The following is a 17,361-nucleotide window of genomic DNA, read 5'->3' on the forward strand; positions in this document are numbered from 1 at the left end:
TGCCGCGCCGAGCACCGGAGCTTTTGCCGAGATCAGCCCGCAGGGGAGCGGCAGGGATGCCGCTCGTTTTCGGAGGGGCAGGAAGCCCCTTCCGAAAACCCTCGCCAAAAGCGAGAAGCGCAGGAAATTGGCGGAATACCGGGTGGCCTTTCTTTTGGTGACTTTTCTTTGGCCAAACAAAGAAAAGTCACTCGGCCGTCGGGCCGAGACCCGACTTATAAAACACCCGTCGCGATAGCGACACAATAAAACCAAAAGACATCAAATAATCTAATAGCCGACGTGTTGGGTTACGGCTACCGCCTAACCCAACCTACAAAACCAAACAACCAAATATGCTAAAACTCACCGAAACCACCAACACCGAAGAACAAGCCGACGACACCCTCACCCTCCCCTTCGAGGCCCGCCAAAAATCCCGCCAACCGGCGACTACAAAAGGCGGCATCCAAGTCGGCGTATTTCTACCCAGGGGCCAAACCCTAAAACACGGCGCAGTGCTGACTAACAGCCAAGGCTTTAAAGTGCGCATCGATGCCGCCCCGGAACAACTGTCGGTGGTGAAATGCAGCGACCAATTATTGTTCGCCAAAGCCTGCTATCACCTCGGCAACCGTCATATTGCCCTGCAAATTCTGCCGGACGAACTGCGCTATCTGGCCGATCACGTGCTGGATCAGATGCTGGTAGGTTTGGGGTTGACGGTGGAACACCATACCCTGCCCTTCGAACCGGAAAGCGGCGCGTATCACAGCCATGGTCACTGATCTATCGCTGTTAAGGCTGTTGCAACTGGTCAGCCCCGGCTTGCCGATAGGCATGTACAGCTATTCGCAAGGCTTGGAGCGGGCGGTGGACGACGCTTGGATTACCAACGCCGAGCAAGCTGCCGACTGGCTGCGCGGCTTGTTGCAAAACGGTTTGGGTTTGGTTGATGCACCGATTCTGGTGCGGCTTTACGATGCCTGGAGCGTTGACGATATGGCGGCGGTTGAACATTGGAGCCAAACCCTGACCGCCTGCCGGGAAACCGCCGAGTTACGCGCTGAGGATAGACAAACCGGCCAGGCGCTGGCCCGCTTGCTGGTGAATTTGGAATTACCGGAGGCCAATGACTGGCTAAAACGCCCGGATGCGACCTTGGCAAACTTGTTTGCCCTGGCAGCGGCACGCTGGCAAATCAGCAAAACCGATGCTGTCACCGGCTACTTATGGGGCTGGCTGGAGAATCAGGTGTTGTGCGCCGTCAAATTGGTCCCTTTGGGGCAAGTGGCCGGGCAACGGCTGTTAAAAAGCCAGGCTGGCGAATTGCCGGCTTTGGTGGAACGGGCTCTAGAACTGAGCGACGCCGAGATCGGCGGCAGTTGTTTTGGTCTAGCTCTGGCCAGCAGCCGCCATGAAATGCAGTATTCACGGCTATTCAGATCGTGAAATAACCATAACGTAGCCTCGATGCAATCGAGGTTTGAGCAACCTTCAATACCTTGGATGAAAACATGACTGATAAACAGATATTAAGAGTAGGCATCGGCGGCCCGGTCGGTTCCGGCAAGACGGCGCTGGTGGATGCCTTGTGCAAGAAGATGCGCGACGACTATGAAATCGGCGTGGTGACCAACGACATCTACACCCGCGAAGACCAGCAGTTTTTGATCCGCAGCCAAGCCCTGCCGGAAGAGCGAATTCTGGGTGTAGAAACCGGCGGCTGTCCGCATACCGCCATCCGCGAGGACGCCTCTATGAACTTGGCGGCGGTAGACGAACTCTGCGAGCGCTGGCCTGAGCTGGATTTTGTGATGGTGGAAAGCGGCGGCGACAATCTCAGCGCCACCTTCAGCCCGGAATTAGCCGATCTAACCATTTACGTGATCGATGTGTCCGCTGGCGACAAGATTCCGCGCAAGGGCGGTCCCGGCATCACCCGCTCGGATTTGTTGGTGATCAATAAAATCGACCTGGCGCCTTATGTCGGTGCCTCGCTGGAAGTGATGGACCGCGACGCGAAAAAGATGCGCGGCGAGCGGCCGTTTGTGTTCACCAACATCAAAGCCGGCAATGGACTGGAAGCGGTCGCAGACTTTATTGTCAAGCAAGGCATGCTGCAAACACATTGATGGCAGGACTACTAAGCCAAGGTTGACTTTTAGCCGATACTGGTATGCTCAATGACAATGGATCAGGAGGAAAAATGATAAAAACCGCGTTTTTAATCGCCAGCTTATGGGCTTGCTCGGTATCGGTAGTCGGCGCGGAGCCTTGCCCCGAATTGCTGAATTACAAAATGACCAAACTACGCTCCAGCGAGAAAATCGATTTTTGCCAGGCCTTTCAAGGCAAAGTAATTCTGGCAGTAAATACCGCCAGCAATTGCGGCTACACCCCGCAATTCAAGGGCTTGGAAGCCTTGTATCAAAAGTATAAGGATCAGGGCCTGGTGGTGGTTGGTTTTCCGTCTAACGATTTTAATCAGGAGTTCAGCGAAGCGGAAAAAACCGCCAACGTCTGTTACATCAATTACGGCGTGACTTTCCCCATGCTGGAAAAAAGCCAGGTGAAGGGCGCGGCAGCGAACGGCTTTTTCCAAAAGTTAATTAAAGCCACCGGGCAGGCGCCGGCCTGGAATTTTCACAAATACTTGATTGATCGCAGCGGCAACAGTGTGGCGGCCTTCCCCAGCGATGTGACGCCGGAACAGCTGGATTCTAAGATCAGCGCCTTGCTATCGGCCAAATAGTGTTGTAAACCTCACCTCTCGCCGGCGGAATGCCGGCATTTTTTATCAGGACGAGATGACAATGCGCAGAATAGGACTTTATTGGTTTGGGAATGATTTGCGGGTGCATGATAATCCCAACCTGCAACAAGCCAGCGCGGTCGTCGATCAGTTGCTTTGCGTCTATTGTCTGGACCCAGGCTGGTTGGCCCCCAACCAGTACGGCATGGCAAATCTGTCGGCCCAGCGTTGGCGGTTTTTAAAAGAAGCCTTGCAGGACCTGGACAGAAATCTCCAGCAAGGCGGCCAACATCTATTGGTTTGTTACGAAGCACCGGTGACGGCCATCAGCGCGCTAGTTGCCAAGCATGGCGTATCGGTGGTTTATCGTAGCCGCCACGGCGGGTTTCAGGAGCGGCAACAATGGTTGGCGCTGCAAAAGCATTTGCCGGGCTTACGTTTTGTCGAATCGGACACACAAACGCTGTTTAACTTAAAAGACCTGCCGTTTACCCAATTGCCGCAGTCCTTCACGCCATTCAAGGATAGCGTCGAGCAGTTGCCGGTCGATCACCCTTTACCACCGCCCGACGCTCTGCCCCCCAATCCTGAACCCAAATCGGATTGGCTATTAAATTTTCCGGTATATATACCCGCCAGTTCGGCCCTTGATCCGGATATGGCGTTTCATGGCGGCGAGACGGCCGGCAAAAAACATCTCAAATCCTATTTCCGCGGCAGTTACCCCAGCCGTTACAAAGACCTGCGCAACGAACTGGACGGTTGGGAAAATTCCAGTAAGTTTTCGCCCTGGCTAGCCCACGGCAATCTGTCGGTACGAAAGATCTATTGTAGTTTACGCCGCTATGAGCAAGAGAATGGCGCCAATGAATCGACCTACTGGCTGTATTTTGAACTACTCTGGCGCGAGTATTTTCAATGGTACGCCCACCAACACGGCAAGCGGCTGTTTGCGTTTCGCGGCATTAAACAGCGCCGACCCTTGACCTGCTTTTATCCGGAACGTTTTCAAAAATGGTGCAACGGCTACACGCCCTATCCACTGGTAAACGCCTGCATGAAACAACTCAACGCCACCGGCTACATGTCCAATCGCGGCCGGCAAATCGTCGCCAGTTGCCTGGTCAACGAGTTGGCAGTGGATTGGCGCTTCGGCGCGGCTTATTTTGAACAACATTTACTGGATTACGACGTGGCCAGCAATTGGGGGAATTGGCAATATCTGGCCGGGGTGGGCGCCGACCCGCGCGGCCAGCGACATTTTGATCTGGAAAAACAAACCCGGCTGTACGATCCGGACGGGAAGTTTATTCACAAGTGGCAGGCTGAAGTCCGTAATTTGCCCTTGGATTCGGTCGATGCCGCCGATTGGCCGGTGGACCCGGCGACTGCGAAATTGGCGTCAATATTATCGGCTTGATTCTTAACTTATCAGAGCCGCTTCTTAGCGTTGATGCAACAAGCGAAACAGCCAAAACCCGACAAACATCGCCGCAACGAACGCATAATTACCCAACACGCCAGCACTTAATCCCAGCAAGGCCGGCCCTGGACAAAAACCGGACAAGCCCCAACCAACACCGAATATGGCCGCACCGGTAATCAGTTTGCCATCCACACCGGTCGGCACGCGTGCGGAAGGCTCTTGCTCGCTATCAGCGGCATCGTTATTGCGGTGCATCAAATAGCGCGCCAGCCCCAGCGTCAACAAGGCACTAGCCATTACCAAGGCCAAACTGGGATCCCATGCCCCCGCCACATCCAGAAACGCCAAGACTTTGGCCGGATTGCTCATGCCGGCGACAATCAAACCCAACCCAAACAGCAGGCCGTAAGCGAATAAATAAACTGTATTTTTCATAGCGCGTTTCCGGTTTACAGCAAATGACGAACAATAAAAACCGTAATGCCGGCAGTCAGCATGAAGGTCAGCGTCGCCACGATGGATCGCACCGACAGGCGGGAGATCCCGCAAACCCCATGTCCGCTGGTGCAGCCGCCGCCGAGCCGGGTGCCGTAACCGACCAGTAGACCGGCAATTGCCAGCAAACCGGGCGAGGCATCCAGATCCAGCACAATGTCTGCGCCGCTCAAGCGATACAGGGGCGCGCTGGCCAGCAGGCCGGCCAGGAACCAGCCGCGCCAGACACTGCCCTCGCTCCATGGCGGTAACATGCCTGCCGCAATACCTGAGATGCCGGCGGTATGTTTATGGGTAAACAACAATAAGGCGGCGGCTAGCCCGATCATTGCACCCCCGGTCAGCGCGGATAAAATCGTCAAATAATTCATGCGTATGTGTTGCCAAAAACCGGGTATTGAATCAGAAACCGCAACACCAAACCAGATTTACCCGCTTTAACGCCTATTTATTGACCCGGCCTCGTCAGTTTCAGGGAAATGCTTGTTCACATCAACCGCTCGTTCTCCTTACTCTCCAAACAGTGACGAGCTTAAATAGCGTTCGCCGGAATCCGGTAGCACCGCGACGATGACTTTGCCGGCATGTTCCGGACGCTTAGCCAGACGTACCGCAACGGCAAGCGCCGCCCCGCTGGAAATACCGGCCATAATGCCTTCTTCCTTAGCAAGACGTCGCGTATAAGCTATAGCCTCATCGTCTTCTACCGGCTCGATCAGGTCAATCAACGACAAATCCAAATTCTGCGGCATAAAGCCAGCGCCTATGCCTTGGATCCCGTGTACCCCAGCTTGCAAGGGCAAACCGGCGCGAGTTTGGCTCAATACCGGACTGCCGGCCGGCTCGACCGCGACGCTAAGCACCGACTTGCCACAACTGTTTTTCAGATAGCGCGACACACCGCTAATTGTGCCGCCGGTGCCGACGCCGGCTACAAAAATATCGACCTGGCCGCCGCTGTCCCGCCAGATTTCGGGGCCGGTGGTTTGTTCGTGTATCGCTGGGTTGGCCGGATTTTTAAACTGCTCCAGCAATAAATAACGCTCTGGATCGGCTGCGGCGATGGCTTCGGCCCGCTCCACCGCGGCACGCATACCCAGTGCGCCATCGGTAAGCACCAGATTCGCGCCATAAGCCAGTAATAATGTGCGGCGCTCCTGACTCATGTTATCCGGCATCGTCAACGTGATAGGGATGCCGCGCGCGGCGGCGACCGCAGCCAAGGCAATTCCGGAATTGCCGCTGGTGGCTTCCAGTAAGGTTTTGCCTGCCGATAATAAGCCTTGACGCTCGGCGGCCCAGACCATAGACGCACCGACCCGGCATTTCACCGAATAGGACGGATTGCGGCCTTCAATTTTCACCAGCAGCGTCGCATTCAAACCCTGACTGATGTAATTGATACGCACCAAAGGCGTTCGGCCTATCGATTGGGAATTATCTGAGTACCAAGCGGGCATGGCTGGTTTCCTGTGGAAAAGGGGTTTTACTCTGCGTAAGAAAAATGACCTGGCCTTATTGTGCCGGATTCTAAAACCGTTCGCTGACGGCCGTTCCTAGAAAAGCTATCCAAGCAGCAGACCGATTTTTGTAGACCTCTCAAGTAGTTTATTTGCATAAAACCTGCGGCACACAGCTTGTAATACTTATTCTTCCAGCGATCAAACGGTGTAATAGAATCGTTATTTGAATTGAGTAACAAAAACAGGTATAAGCCTCTACGAAGGGGGAGTAATTTTTTATTTTTTGAGGTTGTATAAATATGAATATTTTCACAAATCGTTTAAAGCAAACCATGCTTCTGGCTGCGGGATTAAGCTTGGTAGCTCCTGTTTCAATGGCGAGTACATGGGCCGGAACGGCGAATTATAAAGCCGCACCTGGCGCTACTGGCGACGAAGCGATAGTGGGTCCATTTGATACTTACGATTTTGGTTCAGGCATTACCTTAGTGCAATTTACCAGCGCAACCACCTTTACTGCTTATTTCCAAACCATGGTGGATGGTCATTTCCTGAATAATGCAGGCATCAATGTTCCGGAATTGAATATCTCCGGCACAGGCTCGGGTTTTGAATTGACGGTAGCAGCAACCCTGAACGGCACATACAGTAATTTCTCAGGTTTCCAATCCTTCAGCTTCACGGGCGGAGCAGTTGATCTGTACTTTGACACAACACCCGATTACAGCTTTACAGGCGACAGCGGTTTCAGCGACGGTGCTGCAATTTTGTCTGGCACTGTAACCAACGGTTCCGGGGTCATATCACCAGCAGGAATAGGCGCCGAACAACTGGATTTAAATTTTTCCGGTATTTTTGGTAGCTACGACTCCAACGTCTACGCCCCAGCCATAAACGGCGGTCACTCGATTTTTTCAATAAATTTGAACAACTCATCTTTGCTGTCTGGAATCAATAGCGTTTTGGGCCAAAACAAAAGCACCGGCGTACTTGCTGCCGTGGATGGCTCGATCCAATTGACAGCAGTACCTGTGCCGGCAGCGGTGTGGCTGTTTGGCACTGGCCTGATCGGTTTGATTACTACCGGCAAACGCAAAAACAGCGTTGCTTAAGCTCTACATCTAAAGCACGTCCAATTCATCGCCCAAGCTATAGTGCCGATTGGGCGATGAATTATTCCGGACCGGCGTCTAAATCTGTAATCCTTTCGAAAACAACAAACAAACCCTAAACAAGCCCTCCCATTCGTCGCCGGCAATCTGGCCTTTGATCTGGCAATCCACATTCGCGCTAGCTTGCAAAACACCCTGCAAATCCTTGCTCTTCAACCTCTGCAAGGCCTCGTGCACCAACTGCTTGCGCTTGTCCCATATCTGATATTTTTTATAGAGAACTTCTGGGTTGCCGCCGCGTTTCAATTCCGTCTTGATATTAACCAGCGTTCGCGCTTCGCGGCTAATAGCCCACAGTACCACCGGCGCCGCGACGCCTTCCGCTTTGAGCCCGGCAAGAATTTTAACGGCCCGATTCACCTTCCCCGACAACAAAGCGTCCATCAACTTAAACACGTCGAAGCGGGCGCTGTCAGCGACATCGTCTTCAACCATTACCTTACTGATACGATTCGAGCCGTGCAAGATGTAGAGTTTTTCGATTTCCTGTGCGGCGGCAAGCAAATTGCCCTCGACTCGCGCCGCCAGACTCTTTAGCGCATCCCCCTCCAAATGCATGCCCTTCCGCTCCGCCCGGCGCTGCAACCAGTACAACAACTCCGGTCCTTGTAACGGCCAGACCTGCACGACGGTCGCCACTTTATCCAAGGCCTGAAACCATTGCGACTTCTGAGCCGCACTATCCAGTTTACCGGCCGTGATCAGCAATACGGTATCGTCGGGCGGACGCTGACAATACGCGCTTAGCGCTTTACTGCCTTCCAAACCCGGCTTGCCGGAAGGCAAGCGCAAATCGATGAGTTTTTTGTCGGAAAAGATAGAAAGTGATTCGGCTTCTAGGGTCAATTGCGGCCACTCGTTGCCGGTATCGATAGCAATGACTTGGCGCGTGGCATAACCTGCCGCGCGCGCGGCGCGGCGAATGTCATCCGCCGCTTCGCCAAGCTGCAAAGGCTCGTCACCGCTAACCAGGTAAACCGGTGCCAGCTCTTTGTGTAAGGCAGCAGTTAACTGGTCAAACTTCAGACGCATACTTATTTTTTCTGCGTATCGACGGCTATCCTGGCCCTGGCCAATATCATCCGCGCCACTTGCTTATAGATTTCGTTACGAATCAATTGCTCTTCGTTGCCTTTCGCCAGCACCGCAGTTTGGTCGTTGAAAAACTCCCTGGATATTTCGATCACTTGCTCGTCCATCAGCGCATTTTCCTTGCTGTCGAAAAATTGAAAGCGCAGATAATATTCCAGTTCGGATTCGCTGGATTTACCGGTAGAACCGATGGTCAGCACCCGGTTACGCATGTCTTCTCTGAGCACCTTAACCACCACGCCGGCATCGTTAGGGGAACCCACAATTTTGCCTTTCGAGGCTTTCATGATCGATTGCAACTCGCCCTGTAGCGGCGTGGAAGCACCAAACACATACATGTTTTTCAGCACTTCCGGCATCTCTATCGAGCCGCGCAGATGGTATCCGCAGCCGACCAGCAGCGCCAATATCCCGACCGACACTATTCGGCTCAAGTGATTCATCATCTGTTTCTCGAAAATCCAGCGTTTAAACAACGATATTCACCAGTTTTTGCGGCACGACAATCAGCTTCTTCACCGGCTTACCTTCCAGATAACGCTGCACATTCTCGTCGGCCAAAGCCAACGCTTCGACTTGCTCTTTGGAAGCCGTCGCCGCTACCGATAATTTCCCGCGCAACTTGCCATTGACTTGCACCACCATCTCGATGGCATCCTGTTGTAACGCCGACTCGTCGATTACGGGCCAAGCCGCGACCACGATGTCATCGTTATGTCCCAACTCGCTCCACAACTCTTGCGACGCATGCGGGATAATCGGGGCCAGCATCAAGACAATAGCTTCCAACACTTCCTGACGCACGGCCCTGCCATTGCTAGTGTCGTCTTCAAATTTATTCAACGCGTTGACCAACTCCATGTTGGCGGCAATCGCGGTGTTAAAGGTGTGGCGACGCGCCATGTCGTCGGTGACTTTTTGCAAAGCCTGATGCAACTGCCGACGCAACACTTTCTGTTCGTCGCTCAGCATGGCCTTGTCAAGAGTCTGACTGGGCAAACCGGCTTCAACGTGCAGATAGACTTGCCGCCACAAGCGCTTCAGGAAGCGGAAGGCGCCTTCCACACCCGCATCATTCCATTCCAGCGATTGGTCCGGCGGCGAAGTAAACATCGTGTACAAGCGCACTGTATCGGCGCCGTACTTATCGATCAACACTTGCGGATCAACGCCGTTGTTTTTCGACTTCGACATTTTTTCGACCGCGCCGACGGAGACCGGCGAACCATCTTCCAGCAATTTGGCACCGATGATCTTGCCCTTCGCGTCGCGCTCAACATCGATTTGGGTCAGATTGAAATAGCGCTTGTGGCCGTGATCGTCAATTTGATAGAAGGTTTCGGCGATCACCATGCCTTGCGTCAGCAAGTTCTTGAAGGGCTCGTCGCAAACCACCAAGCCTTCGTCGCGCAACAACTTGGTAAAAAACCGAGCATACAATAAATGCAAAATCGCATGTTCGATTCCGCCTATGTAATGATCGACCGGCAACCAGTAATTGGCGCGTTGGTCCAGCATCGCGGTGTCGCAATCTTGGCTGGAGTAACGGGCGAAATACCAGGATGACTCCATGAAGGTGTCGAAGGTGTCGGTCTCGCGCCGAGCGGGTTTACCGCACTTCGGGCAAGTGGTATGCGGGAAAGTCGGATGCGCGGCCAGCGGCGATTGCGAGCCATCCAGCACGACATCGCGCGGCAAGGTCACCGGCAACTGATCATCCTGCACCGGCACGGTACCGCAGTCGTCGCAGTAAATCACCGGAATCGGCGCGCCCCAATAACGTTGCCGAGACACGCCCCAGTCGCGAAGCCTAAAGTTGGTTTTACGCTCGCCTTTGCCGAGACCGGCCAGTTTGGCGGCGATGGCGTCGAAGGCTTGTTTGAAAGTCAAACCGTCAAATTCACCGGAATTTTTAAGCACGCCTTTATCGGTAAAGGCCTTTTCCGCAACGCTATCGTCGGCGCCATCAGCGGAAGCAATCACTTCTTTGATGGCAATGCCATATCTCTTCGCAAACTCGTAATCGCGCTGGTCGTGTGCAGGCACCGACATCACCGCGCCTGTACCGTAACTCATCAACACGAAGTTGGCGATCCATACCGGCACGGATTCGCCGGTCAAGGGATGGATGGCGTTGTAACCGGAAGCGATACCCCGTTTTTCCATGGTTTCCATCGCCGCTTCCGAGGTTTCCATCAGCTTGCAGGATTCGATGAAGGTTGCGATGTCGGCATTACTTTCCGCCGCTTTCAAGGCCAACGGGTGTTCGGCGGCGACGGCGACGTAAGTCACGCCCATCACCGTGTCGGGACGGGTGGTATAGATGCGAATCGGCGCGTCGAAATTTTCGACCGCAAAATCCATCTCGACGCCTTCGGAACGACCGATCCAATTGGCTTGCATGGTACGCACTTGTTCCGGCCAGCCGGGCAATTTATCCAGCGAGGTCAGCAGCTCGTCTGCGTATGCAGTGATTTTTAAAAACCACTGCGAGATTTCCTTTTTCTCGACCTGAGTATCGCAGCGCCAGCAACAGCCGTCGATCACCTGTTCGTTAGCCAATACGGTTTGGTCGTGCGGACACCAGTTGACCGGCGCGGTCTTTTTATAGACTAGGCCTTTTTCCAGCAGGCGCAGGAAGAACCATTGCTCCCAACGGTAATAGCTCGGATCGCAGGTCGCCAATTCGCGGCTCCAGTCGTAACCAAAGCCCAGCCGTTTCAGCTGGTCGCGCATGTAATCGATATTCGAATAGGTCCAGTCGGCCGGATGCACCTTGTTTTGCATCGCCGCGTTTTCCGCCGGCAAACCGAAGGCATCCCAACCCATCGGTTGCAGCACATGTTTGCCCTGCATTCTTTGGAAGCGGCTGATTACGTCGCCTATGGTGTAATTGCGGACGTGGCCCATATGCAGCTTGCCGCTGGGATAAGGAAACATCGATAGGCAATAGTATTTTTCCTTGCCGGTATCTTCAGAGGCAGTAAACACCCCGGATTTTTCCCAGTCGGCCTGTACTTTTTGCTCTATTGCCGACGGCTTGTAATGCTCTTCCATCCTATTCGTCTTTTGCTGTAAAAAGGCGCTAGAATACCTTAGAGACGCTTAAAGCTAAAGCGTGAAAATTAAAACAACACCGGGAGCAGCCATGGGCGAAAACAAACTGATCAAAGCATACGACGATCTGATGGGCCATCTTTACGAGGCGTTGGACGACACGCTGCACACCGTCGCCGACGCGCTGGAAATTGCCAAGGAAAAAACCAGCGCGCTGGGCGGCCACACTCAAGAAGAAATCAATAAAATCGCCGACTACGTGATGCGCGACGTCGAACATGTCGCCACCGCACCCGCCGCGCCCGCACACCAGCACAAAAACGACTCCTGGTCGGAATGGCTGAAGTTTGACATCGATTTGATCGAAAACTTTGCCTTGGACGCCTTCATGGACATCGCCGACAAAACCAAGGTCAAGCTGGCCGCGCTGGAGATGGAAGCCAAGCTCTATCATCCTTATAAAAGCGGTGAAGTGGCCGGTCCCGGCACCTTCGTCTGCGATGCCTGCGGCAAGCAAATCGCCTTCAAATCCACCAGCATCATACCGGCCTGCCCGGAATGCAAAGGCGACAGCTTCTCACGCGTTTGATATTGCAGGCTTTAACCTTATAATGCGGGCTTTTATCTTCTAGCAATCGAGGGCGATTATGCGCAGGGTGATTTTCAATCAGAAAGGCGGCGTGGGTAAATCTACCATAACCTGCAATCTAGCAGCCATCAGCGCCGTCGAGGGTAAAAAGACCCTGGTGATCGATCTCGATGTGCAAGGCAACTCCACCCAATATTTACTGGGAAACAAGGTCGCCGATTCCGACAAGACCATCGCCCACTTTTTTAAGGACAGTCTAGGCCTCGGTCTGTTCGGCGGCGGAAAGGAAGGCTTGGACGGCTTGATTCATGAAACGCCTTTCCCCAATCTTTACGTACTGCCTTCCCATTCAGACTTGGAGGGTCTGCAAAGCAGATTGGAATCCCGGCATAAAATCTACAAATTAAAAGAGGCGCTGGAAAAGCTGGAAGGCTTCGATCAAATCTATATCGACACCCCGCCCATCCTGAATTTTTACAGCCTGTCGGCGCTGATCGCCGCCGAAAAATGCCTGATTCCTTTCGACTGCGACACTTTCGCCCGCGAAGCGCTATACACGCTGATGCGCGCCATCGCCGAAGTCAAAGCCGATCATAACGACAGACTGGAAGTAGAAGGCGTCATCGTCAACCAATATCAAAAACAAGCCAATCTGCCCAGACAACTGGTCGATGAGTTGATTGCCGAAGGTTTGCCGGTACTTGAAACCAAAATCTCCACCTCGGTGAAAGTGCGTGAATCGCATAGCGATGCCCAGCCTTTGATTCACTATGCGCCGACCCACAAGTTGACCGAAGAATACCGGGCATTGCATTTGGAAATTCACAAATAGCGGTTTTGCAAGCGCCAACATTAAAAAAGCCAGCAATGCTGGCTTTTTTGTTTTAAAGGACACTACAAACCTGAGCATGAACGTCAGCGTTTACCCAATTAATTCCATCATCGATTTTTCAACTCTCTGGTTCAATCGACTAAAGGCCTTGTGCAGCACTTCCCAGCCCTCGAAAGAAACGATCACCCAATTCTCGGTTTTACGATCCCACTCGGTATCCAATAAGGCGCCCACTCGCACTAGCTGTTTAAATGTTTCATCGGAAGGCGCATCGATATGAGCTAAGGCAACCTCGAGTTGATCCGGCGGTATCAATCTGGCTACAGGCTGATCGTTGCCGGCGTGCCGATTGGTATACAGCAGATAACCAGGGTTAAGGTTCAGTTTATGCAAATCGTTACAGTAAGCATCAAAATTTTGCAGCGGGAACTGTAAAACATGGCTCATTTGCGTCCTCCCTTATGGAGCTAAATAATTATTTCGGTCAAGCTACACTCGTTGATAGACGCTTGTTGGGGCTTCAAAGTATGCGCCAGCCTTAGTTCGCGAAGCATGGCACGCTTCTTGGCTTGATGCTGCTGCATACGCCTGAGAATATCGTCCAAGACGCGCACGGCGCTTAGGACATGCGGCCCCTTGTTGATCATCACACACTCCGCCCTATCACCCATCGCGGCATCGGTAATTTCCGCCCGTGAGGGCATCCCTTCCTTGGCGAGAGTTTCCAGAACCTGCGTCGCCCAGATCACCGGCACATGGGCAGCTTCGCAGATCCATAATATTTCTTCCTGCACTTCGGCCAGACGTTCAAAACCGCACTCCACAGCCAAATCGCCACGGGCAATCATCACCCCGCAACAAGGCGCTCGCATAGCTGCCAGCAACATGGCCGGCAAGTTTTCGAACGCCCGTCTGGTTTCAATTTTTAGCACAATAGCCGGCCTTCTATCCCCCAGACGCGCCATATGTTCATGCAGCAGTTCGACATCGTGAGCGCTATTGGCGAAAGACAATTCCACAACGTCGGCATTTTCGACCACAAAAGCCAGATCCACGATATCCTTGGGCGTCAACGCACCGATCCTGAGCCTACTCTCGGGCAGATTAATCCCCTTATCGCCTCTTAGCTTTTCGCCGCGCGGACGCACATGGGTGATTCTGACCAGCACTTGGGCAAACTCAACTCTATCGATCACACCGCCGATCTTGCCGTCGTCGAACCAGATTGGCTCTCCCGCTCTAACATCGTCAAAAATCTCCGGAATGGAGCAACCGATCATGGCCGGGGTCAACACTTGGCCACTACTGTCGTAAGTTGCCGGCCGACCGGGCGCCAGATCGCGCGTCAAGATCAATAAATCGTCCTGCTTAAGCAAAATGGCATTTTCAGCTTGCGGCAACAGATTGATCGTCACTTGCCGATCTTCGGTATGAGCCACCTTACGCTCGTGATTCAAAACCGTGCCAGGCACGATATAAGCGCTTTGCGTCGCCTCCGCCCAATAACCCTGCTCGGTAACATCAACCACGGTCAGATTTCGTTTCGCGCCGCGGGCATCGGTGAATTTCAGTTGTTCGCCCAAAAACAACCGATGCAGCCATTCGGCTGGCAATAGCAAGGAGGCGTTAGCTGATGAAGGCGGAGAAGTCGGCTGGGAAACTTCTGTTAACCAGACTCGCGCCGGCGCGATGAGTCGGCCGTGGTCGTCGTGCGTCGGACGAATTCGCAGCACTGCCAAACGCGGATCGAGCGGACCGGTCCGCAACTTGGGACCCGCCAGATCCATCACGACACGGCAAGTTTTGCCCAGCGCACGCTCGGCTTGCCGCAGATGAGCTATCATTTGCATCCATGCCACCGTGTCATCATGGGCGCAATTAATCCGCATACAATCCATGCCTTGCTCAAGCAGATTATGAATTAGTGAATAGTCCTCCGCCGCTTCGCTGGGCATCGTCACCATGATCCGCACACCACGGCCATTTGCGGCCTCCCCCAACAAGCAAAGAGTATGGTCGACAAGCAATCGCTCACCGGCAGCAAAATCCACCACTACCGACTCTTGGGTAGGCGGCGTCCACTCCTGTCCGGTTAAGCGATGTAAAACCTCCAAAACCGCATCAATGGTTGCCAGCACATGCGACTCTGCCCGCCCCAACGACGATAGCCCGAGGGCAGCCAGCTTTAGTTGCAAGGGCCTAAGATCGCGGCGGCGCAAGGCTAGATAATGCAGCATATTACGCGCGCTATCCCGGTTATTGCCCTCCACTTGATCGATGCGCGGTTGACACCCTGCGGTTTCGGCAATCATTTCCGCGCGAATGTCCATCAACTCTCTGAGGACGTCGTCGACAACGGCGTCTTGTAAATAAGTGTTTTTGTTGACGGGATTCGTTGTCAAAGATCGCCTCGAAAGCCAAGCAGTTCGCTTGTCCGGTTAATCAGCTGGGATTGTTAATGCAACTTGCCTTAATCGCCAGACCGCCATGCCTTACATCGATACCGTCCAACATAAAAATCGCGTGCTCGGCGATGTTCCGGCAATGCTCGCCGCAACGCTCCATGGCTTTCATCATCTGCATCACATCTAGGGCTCTGCGGATCATCCTGGCGTCGTGCAATACCAAGGTCAATTGATGCTTGATACCTTCTTGCAGTTCCGACTCGCAATCCCTGTCGCACTGCAACAAGGCGTATGCCTGCTTGGAATCCCGGCTTTCGAAAACCACCATCAGTTTGTCCAAAATCAGCTTGATTAAGCCGCCGATTTTAACGATGTCCGTCAGCAGCTTTTGATTGGGGTCGCTGGTATTCGGGTCGAACAACACCGTAATCAGCTTGGCGAACTCGACAATCTCGACACCGATTTTCTCCAGCTCCACCGCGATTTTCGACGTCGATAGCACATAGCGCAGATCATTTGCCACCGGACAATGCCGGGCAATGATGTTCAATACCTCGCCGTCAATCTTGCTTTCGAAGTGTTTGACCTTTTTATGCCGCGATACGACTTTTTGCGCCAGTTCGGCATCACCGTAGTCCAGCGCCTGCATCGCCTGCTCCAACTGGTAAACCAAAAGGTCCGTCATATCCAGCATCAAACTGTGCATATGCCCCAAATCGGTATCATACGCATGCAAGGTATGCACATTATTTGGCGTGTCTGTTTGCTTCGTCATCGGCAGTTCTCTTGCTTGTTTAGCCAGGGTTTCGGTAATAAGCAAACCTTAGAGTAAGTAGATTACAGGAATGTGACATGCTCGCGCAGACACGCGAAACTTGGCTCGTTAGCCATTGTTTTTAAAAAACATATTTCTTAGAGCCACAGTCTACAGCCTATAAAAAACTCCCAAAAAACTCCGTCGCCCACATTCGCCGGCAAAAAAGCGACAAGCCGACTCTGTCATGCTGCTGTCATAAACGCAGACAAGAATAGCCTACGTCCGATACCAATATTTGGCGTTTGCTTATGAATACCTCTTTCTATCGCACCATCTGGATCTCCGACCTGCACATTGGCTCCACCCAATGTCAGGCCGATGCCCTGCTGGATTTTTTAAAACATAACGACAGCGAAAAACTGTACCTGGTCGGCGACATCATCGACTTTTGGGCCTTGTCCAAAAAAATGTACTGGCCGCGCGATCACAACACCATCATTCAAAAAATCCTGCGTAAAGCCAGACACGGCACGCAAATTATCTACGTACCCGGCAACCACGATGAAAACGTTCGGGATTACGATGATTATGTATTCGGCGACATCGTCGTGAAAAACTCGGATATTCACACCACGGCAAAGGGCAAACGCTTCCTGATCGTGCATGGCGACGAATACGACACCATCGCCAAGCATCACCAGTGGCTGGCAAAGATCGGCAGCCTGGGTTACGACTGGCTGATCGAAATCAACCGCTTCCTGCGGCTGTTTAGGCGGCTATTCGGCAGGCAATCGCACTTTTCATTGGCGGCGTTTGTGAAGTTCAAAGTCAAGAATGTGGTGCAATTTATATCCGATTACGAAGAAAGCATTGTCCGCACCCTCAAGAACGAAGGCCTGGACGGCGTGATTTGCGGGCATATTCATCATGCCGAAATCAAGGAAATAGAAGGCTTCTTGTACGTCAATACCGGCGACTTCGTGGAAAGCTGCACAGCGATTGTCGAACATCAGGACGGTAGCCTGGAATTGATCCGCTGGCTGGCGCAAGAAGCGCCGCAGTTAACGCAGCAGCAAGACGGAGAATTGCCGCACCTTGGCTAAACTGTCATCCGGCTAATTACTCAACCCTTGTCACGACTGAGCTGATTGTCAGTTGTATTACATGTCACCAAAACTTCGCTAAACCGTCACGGTATCTTAACCCTCCTGCAAGCGTAATCCCGGAAAATGTGACCGGGCTTGCAGAATTTTGGGAAGTTACCCAATGACGCGCTCGTCGCCTTCCCCCTTAGGCCGATGAGCGCGTTTCTCTGCGAGTCAGCTCAGGCCCAAGGCCT

Annotated in this window: 19 protein-coding genes; 10 read left to right on the forward strand and 9 right to left on the reverse strand. The window is 53.0% G+C overall.

Features of this window, described 5'->3' with window-relative positions:
• From A1332_RS25820 to A1332_RS01415, 6 genes are all read left to right on the forward strand, one after another.
• The coding region (locus A1332_RS25820; protein WP_231890179.1) for a hypothetical protein at positions 1-238 on the forward strand (238 nt) is incomplete at its 5' end.
• Positions 239-335: 97 nt separating this feature from the next.
• On the forward strand, positions 336-767 hold the full coding sequence (gene ureE / locus A1332_RS01395; protein ID WP_064006792.1) for an urease accessory protein UreE: 432 nt from the start codon (positions 336-338) through the stop codon (positions 765-767).
• On the forward strand, positions 757-1,431 hold the full coding sequence (locus tag A1332_RS01400; protein WP_064006793.1) for an urease accessory protein UreF: 675 nt from the start codon (positions 757-759) through the stop codon (positions 1,429-1,431). The genes ureE and A1332_RS01400 overlap by 11 nt, the downstream gene beginning before the upstream one ends.
• Positions 1,432-1,496: 65 nt before the next feature.
• Positions 1,497-2,114, forward strand: a complete 618-nt coding sequence (gene ureG / locus A1332_RS01405; RefSeq protein WP_064006794.1) for an urease accessory protein UreG — start codon at positions 1,497-1,499, stop codon at positions 2,112-2,114.
• Between the two features lie 74 nt (positions 2,115-2,188).
• On the forward strand, positions 2,189-2,734 hold the full coding sequence (locus A1332_RS01410) for a glutathione peroxidase (protein ID WP_231886554.1): 546 nt from the start codon (positions 2,189-2,191) through the stop codon (positions 2,732-2,734).
• 61 nt (positions 2,735-2,795) lie between these two features.
• Positions 2,796-4,154, forward strand: a complete 1,359-nt coding sequence (locus A1332_RS01415; protein WP_064006795.1) for a DASH family cryptochrome — start codon at positions 2,796-2,798, stop codon at positions 4,152-4,154.
• A 24-nt stretch (positions 4,155-4,178) separates the two neighbouring features.
• Here A1332_RS01415 and A1332_RS01420 read toward each other — a convergent pair whose 3' ends face one another.
• The 3 genes from A1332_RS01420 to cysK form a co-directional block, all read right to left on the reverse strand.
• The gene (locus A1332_RS01420) at positions 4,179-4,595 is read right to left on the reverse strand and encodes a DUF6691 family protein (RefSeq protein ID WP_064006796.1); all 417 of its coding nucleotides are present in this window, start codon (positions 4,593-4,595) and stop codon (positions 4,179-4,181) included.
• Positions 4,596-4,609: 14 nt separating this feature from the next.
• Positions 4,610-5,026: a YeeE/YedE family protein gene (locus tag A1332_RS01425; protein ID WP_064006797.1), complete on the reverse strand. Its 417-nt coding sequence runs from the start codon at positions 5,024-5,026 to the stop codon at positions 4,610-4,612.
• Between the two features lie 138 nt (positions 5,027-5,164).
• On the reverse strand, positions 5,165-6,115 hold the full coding sequence (gene cysK, locus A1332_RS01430; RefSeq protein ID WP_064006798.1) for a cysteine synthase A: 951 nt from the start codon (positions 6,113-6,115) through the stop codon (positions 5,165-5,167).
• 302 nt (positions 6,116-6,417) lie between these two features.
• Here cysK and pepA point away from each other — a divergent pair, with 302 nt between their 5' ends.
• Positions 6,418-7,230, forward strand: coding sequence for a flocculation-associated PEP-CTERM protein PepA (pepA, locus tag A1332_RS01435; protein WP_064006799.1), 813 nt, complete (start codon positions 6,418-6,420; stop codon positions 7,228-7,230).
• Positions 7,231-7,308: 78 nt separating this feature from the next.
• On the opposite strand, the gene holA is transcribed toward pepA, so the two are convergent.
• From holA to leuS, 3 genes are read right to left on the reverse strand one after another with little or no spacing between them, the layout of a single operon-like run.
• On the reverse strand, positions 7,309-8,322 hold the full coding sequence (gene holA, locus A1332_RS01440; RefSeq protein ID WP_064006800.1) for a DNA polymerase III subunit delta: 1,014 nt from the start codon (positions 8,320-8,322) through the stop codon (positions 7,309-7,311).
• Positions 8,323-8,324: 2 nt separating this feature from the next.
• Positions 8,325-8,828 carry an LPS assembly lipoprotein LptE gene (gene lptE, locus A1332_RS01445; RefSeq protein ID WP_231890180.1) on the reverse strand — a complete coding sequence of 168 codons (504 nt, stop codon included), beginning with the start codon at positions 8,826-8,828 and terminating at the stop codon, positions 8,325-8,327.
• Between the two features lie 22 nt (positions 8,829-8,850).
• A complete protein-coding gene (leuS, locus tag A1332_RS01450) occupies positions 8,851-11,439 on the reverse strand; it encodes a leucine--tRNA ligase (RefSeq protein ID WP_064006801.1) in 2,589 nt (862 codons plus the stop codon).
• Between the two features lie 91 nt (positions 11,440-11,530).
• Here leuS and A1332_RS01455 point away from each other — a divergent pair, with 91 nt between their 5' ends.
• Together A1332_RS01455 and A1332_RS01460 are read left to right on the forward strand one after the other, a co-directional pair.
• On the forward strand, positions 11,531-12,028 hold the full coding sequence (locus A1332_RS01455; protein WP_064006802.1) for a zinc ribbon-containing protein: 498 nt from the start codon (positions 11,531-11,533) through the stop codon (positions 12,026-12,028).
• 58 nt (positions 12,029-12,086) lie between these two features.
• Positions 12,087-12,860 carry a ParA family protein gene (locus A1332_RS01460; RefSeq protein ID WP_020482674.1) on the forward strand — a complete coding sequence of 258 codons (774 nt, stop codon included), beginning with the start codon at positions 12,087-12,089 and terminating at the stop codon, positions 12,858-12,860.
• Positions 12,861-12,950: 90 nt separating this feature from the next.
• Here A1332_RS01460 and A1332_RS01465 read toward each other — a convergent pair whose 3' ends face one another.
• Genes A1332_RS01465 through phoU form a run of 3 tightly spaced genes read right to left on the reverse strand, consistent with a single transcriptional unit; the run spans position 12,951 to position 16,040 of the window.
• Positions 12,951-13,307, reverse strand: coding sequence for a hypothetical protein (locus A1332_RS01465; protein ID WP_064006803.1), 357 nt, complete (start codon positions 13,305-13,307; stop codon positions 12,951-12,953).
• 20 nt (positions 13,308-13,327) lie between these two features.
• Positions 13,328-15,262 carry a pyruvate kinase gene (locus A1332_RS01470; protein WP_064006804.1) on the reverse strand — a complete coding sequence of 645 codons (1,935 nt, stop codon included), beginning with the start codon at positions 15,260-15,262 and terminating at the stop codon, positions 13,328-13,330.
• A gap of 40 nt (positions 15,263-15,302) precedes the next feature.
• Entirely contained in the window at positions 15,303-16,040 is a 738-nt protein-coding gene (gene phoU, locus A1332_RS01475) for a phosphate signaling complex protein PhoU (protein ID WP_064006805.1), read from the reverse strand.
• Between the two features lie 290 nt (positions 16,041-16,330).
• Between phoU and A1332_RS01480 the strand changes: the two genes are divergently transcribed.
• Positions 16,331-17,125 carry a UDP-2,3-diacylglucosamine diphosphatase gene (locus tag A1332_RS01480; protein WP_064006806.1) on the forward strand — a complete coding sequence of 265 codons (795 nt, stop codon included), beginning with the start codon at positions 16,331-16,333 and terminating at the stop codon, positions 17,123-17,125.
• The last annotated feature ends 236 nt before the right edge of the window (positions 17,126-17,361 follow it).

The organism is Methylomonas methanica, assembly GCF_001644035.1.
Classification (GTDB): Bacteria; Pseudomonadota; Gammaproteobacteria; order Methylococcales; family Methylomonadaceae; genus Methylomonas; species Methylomonas methanica_A.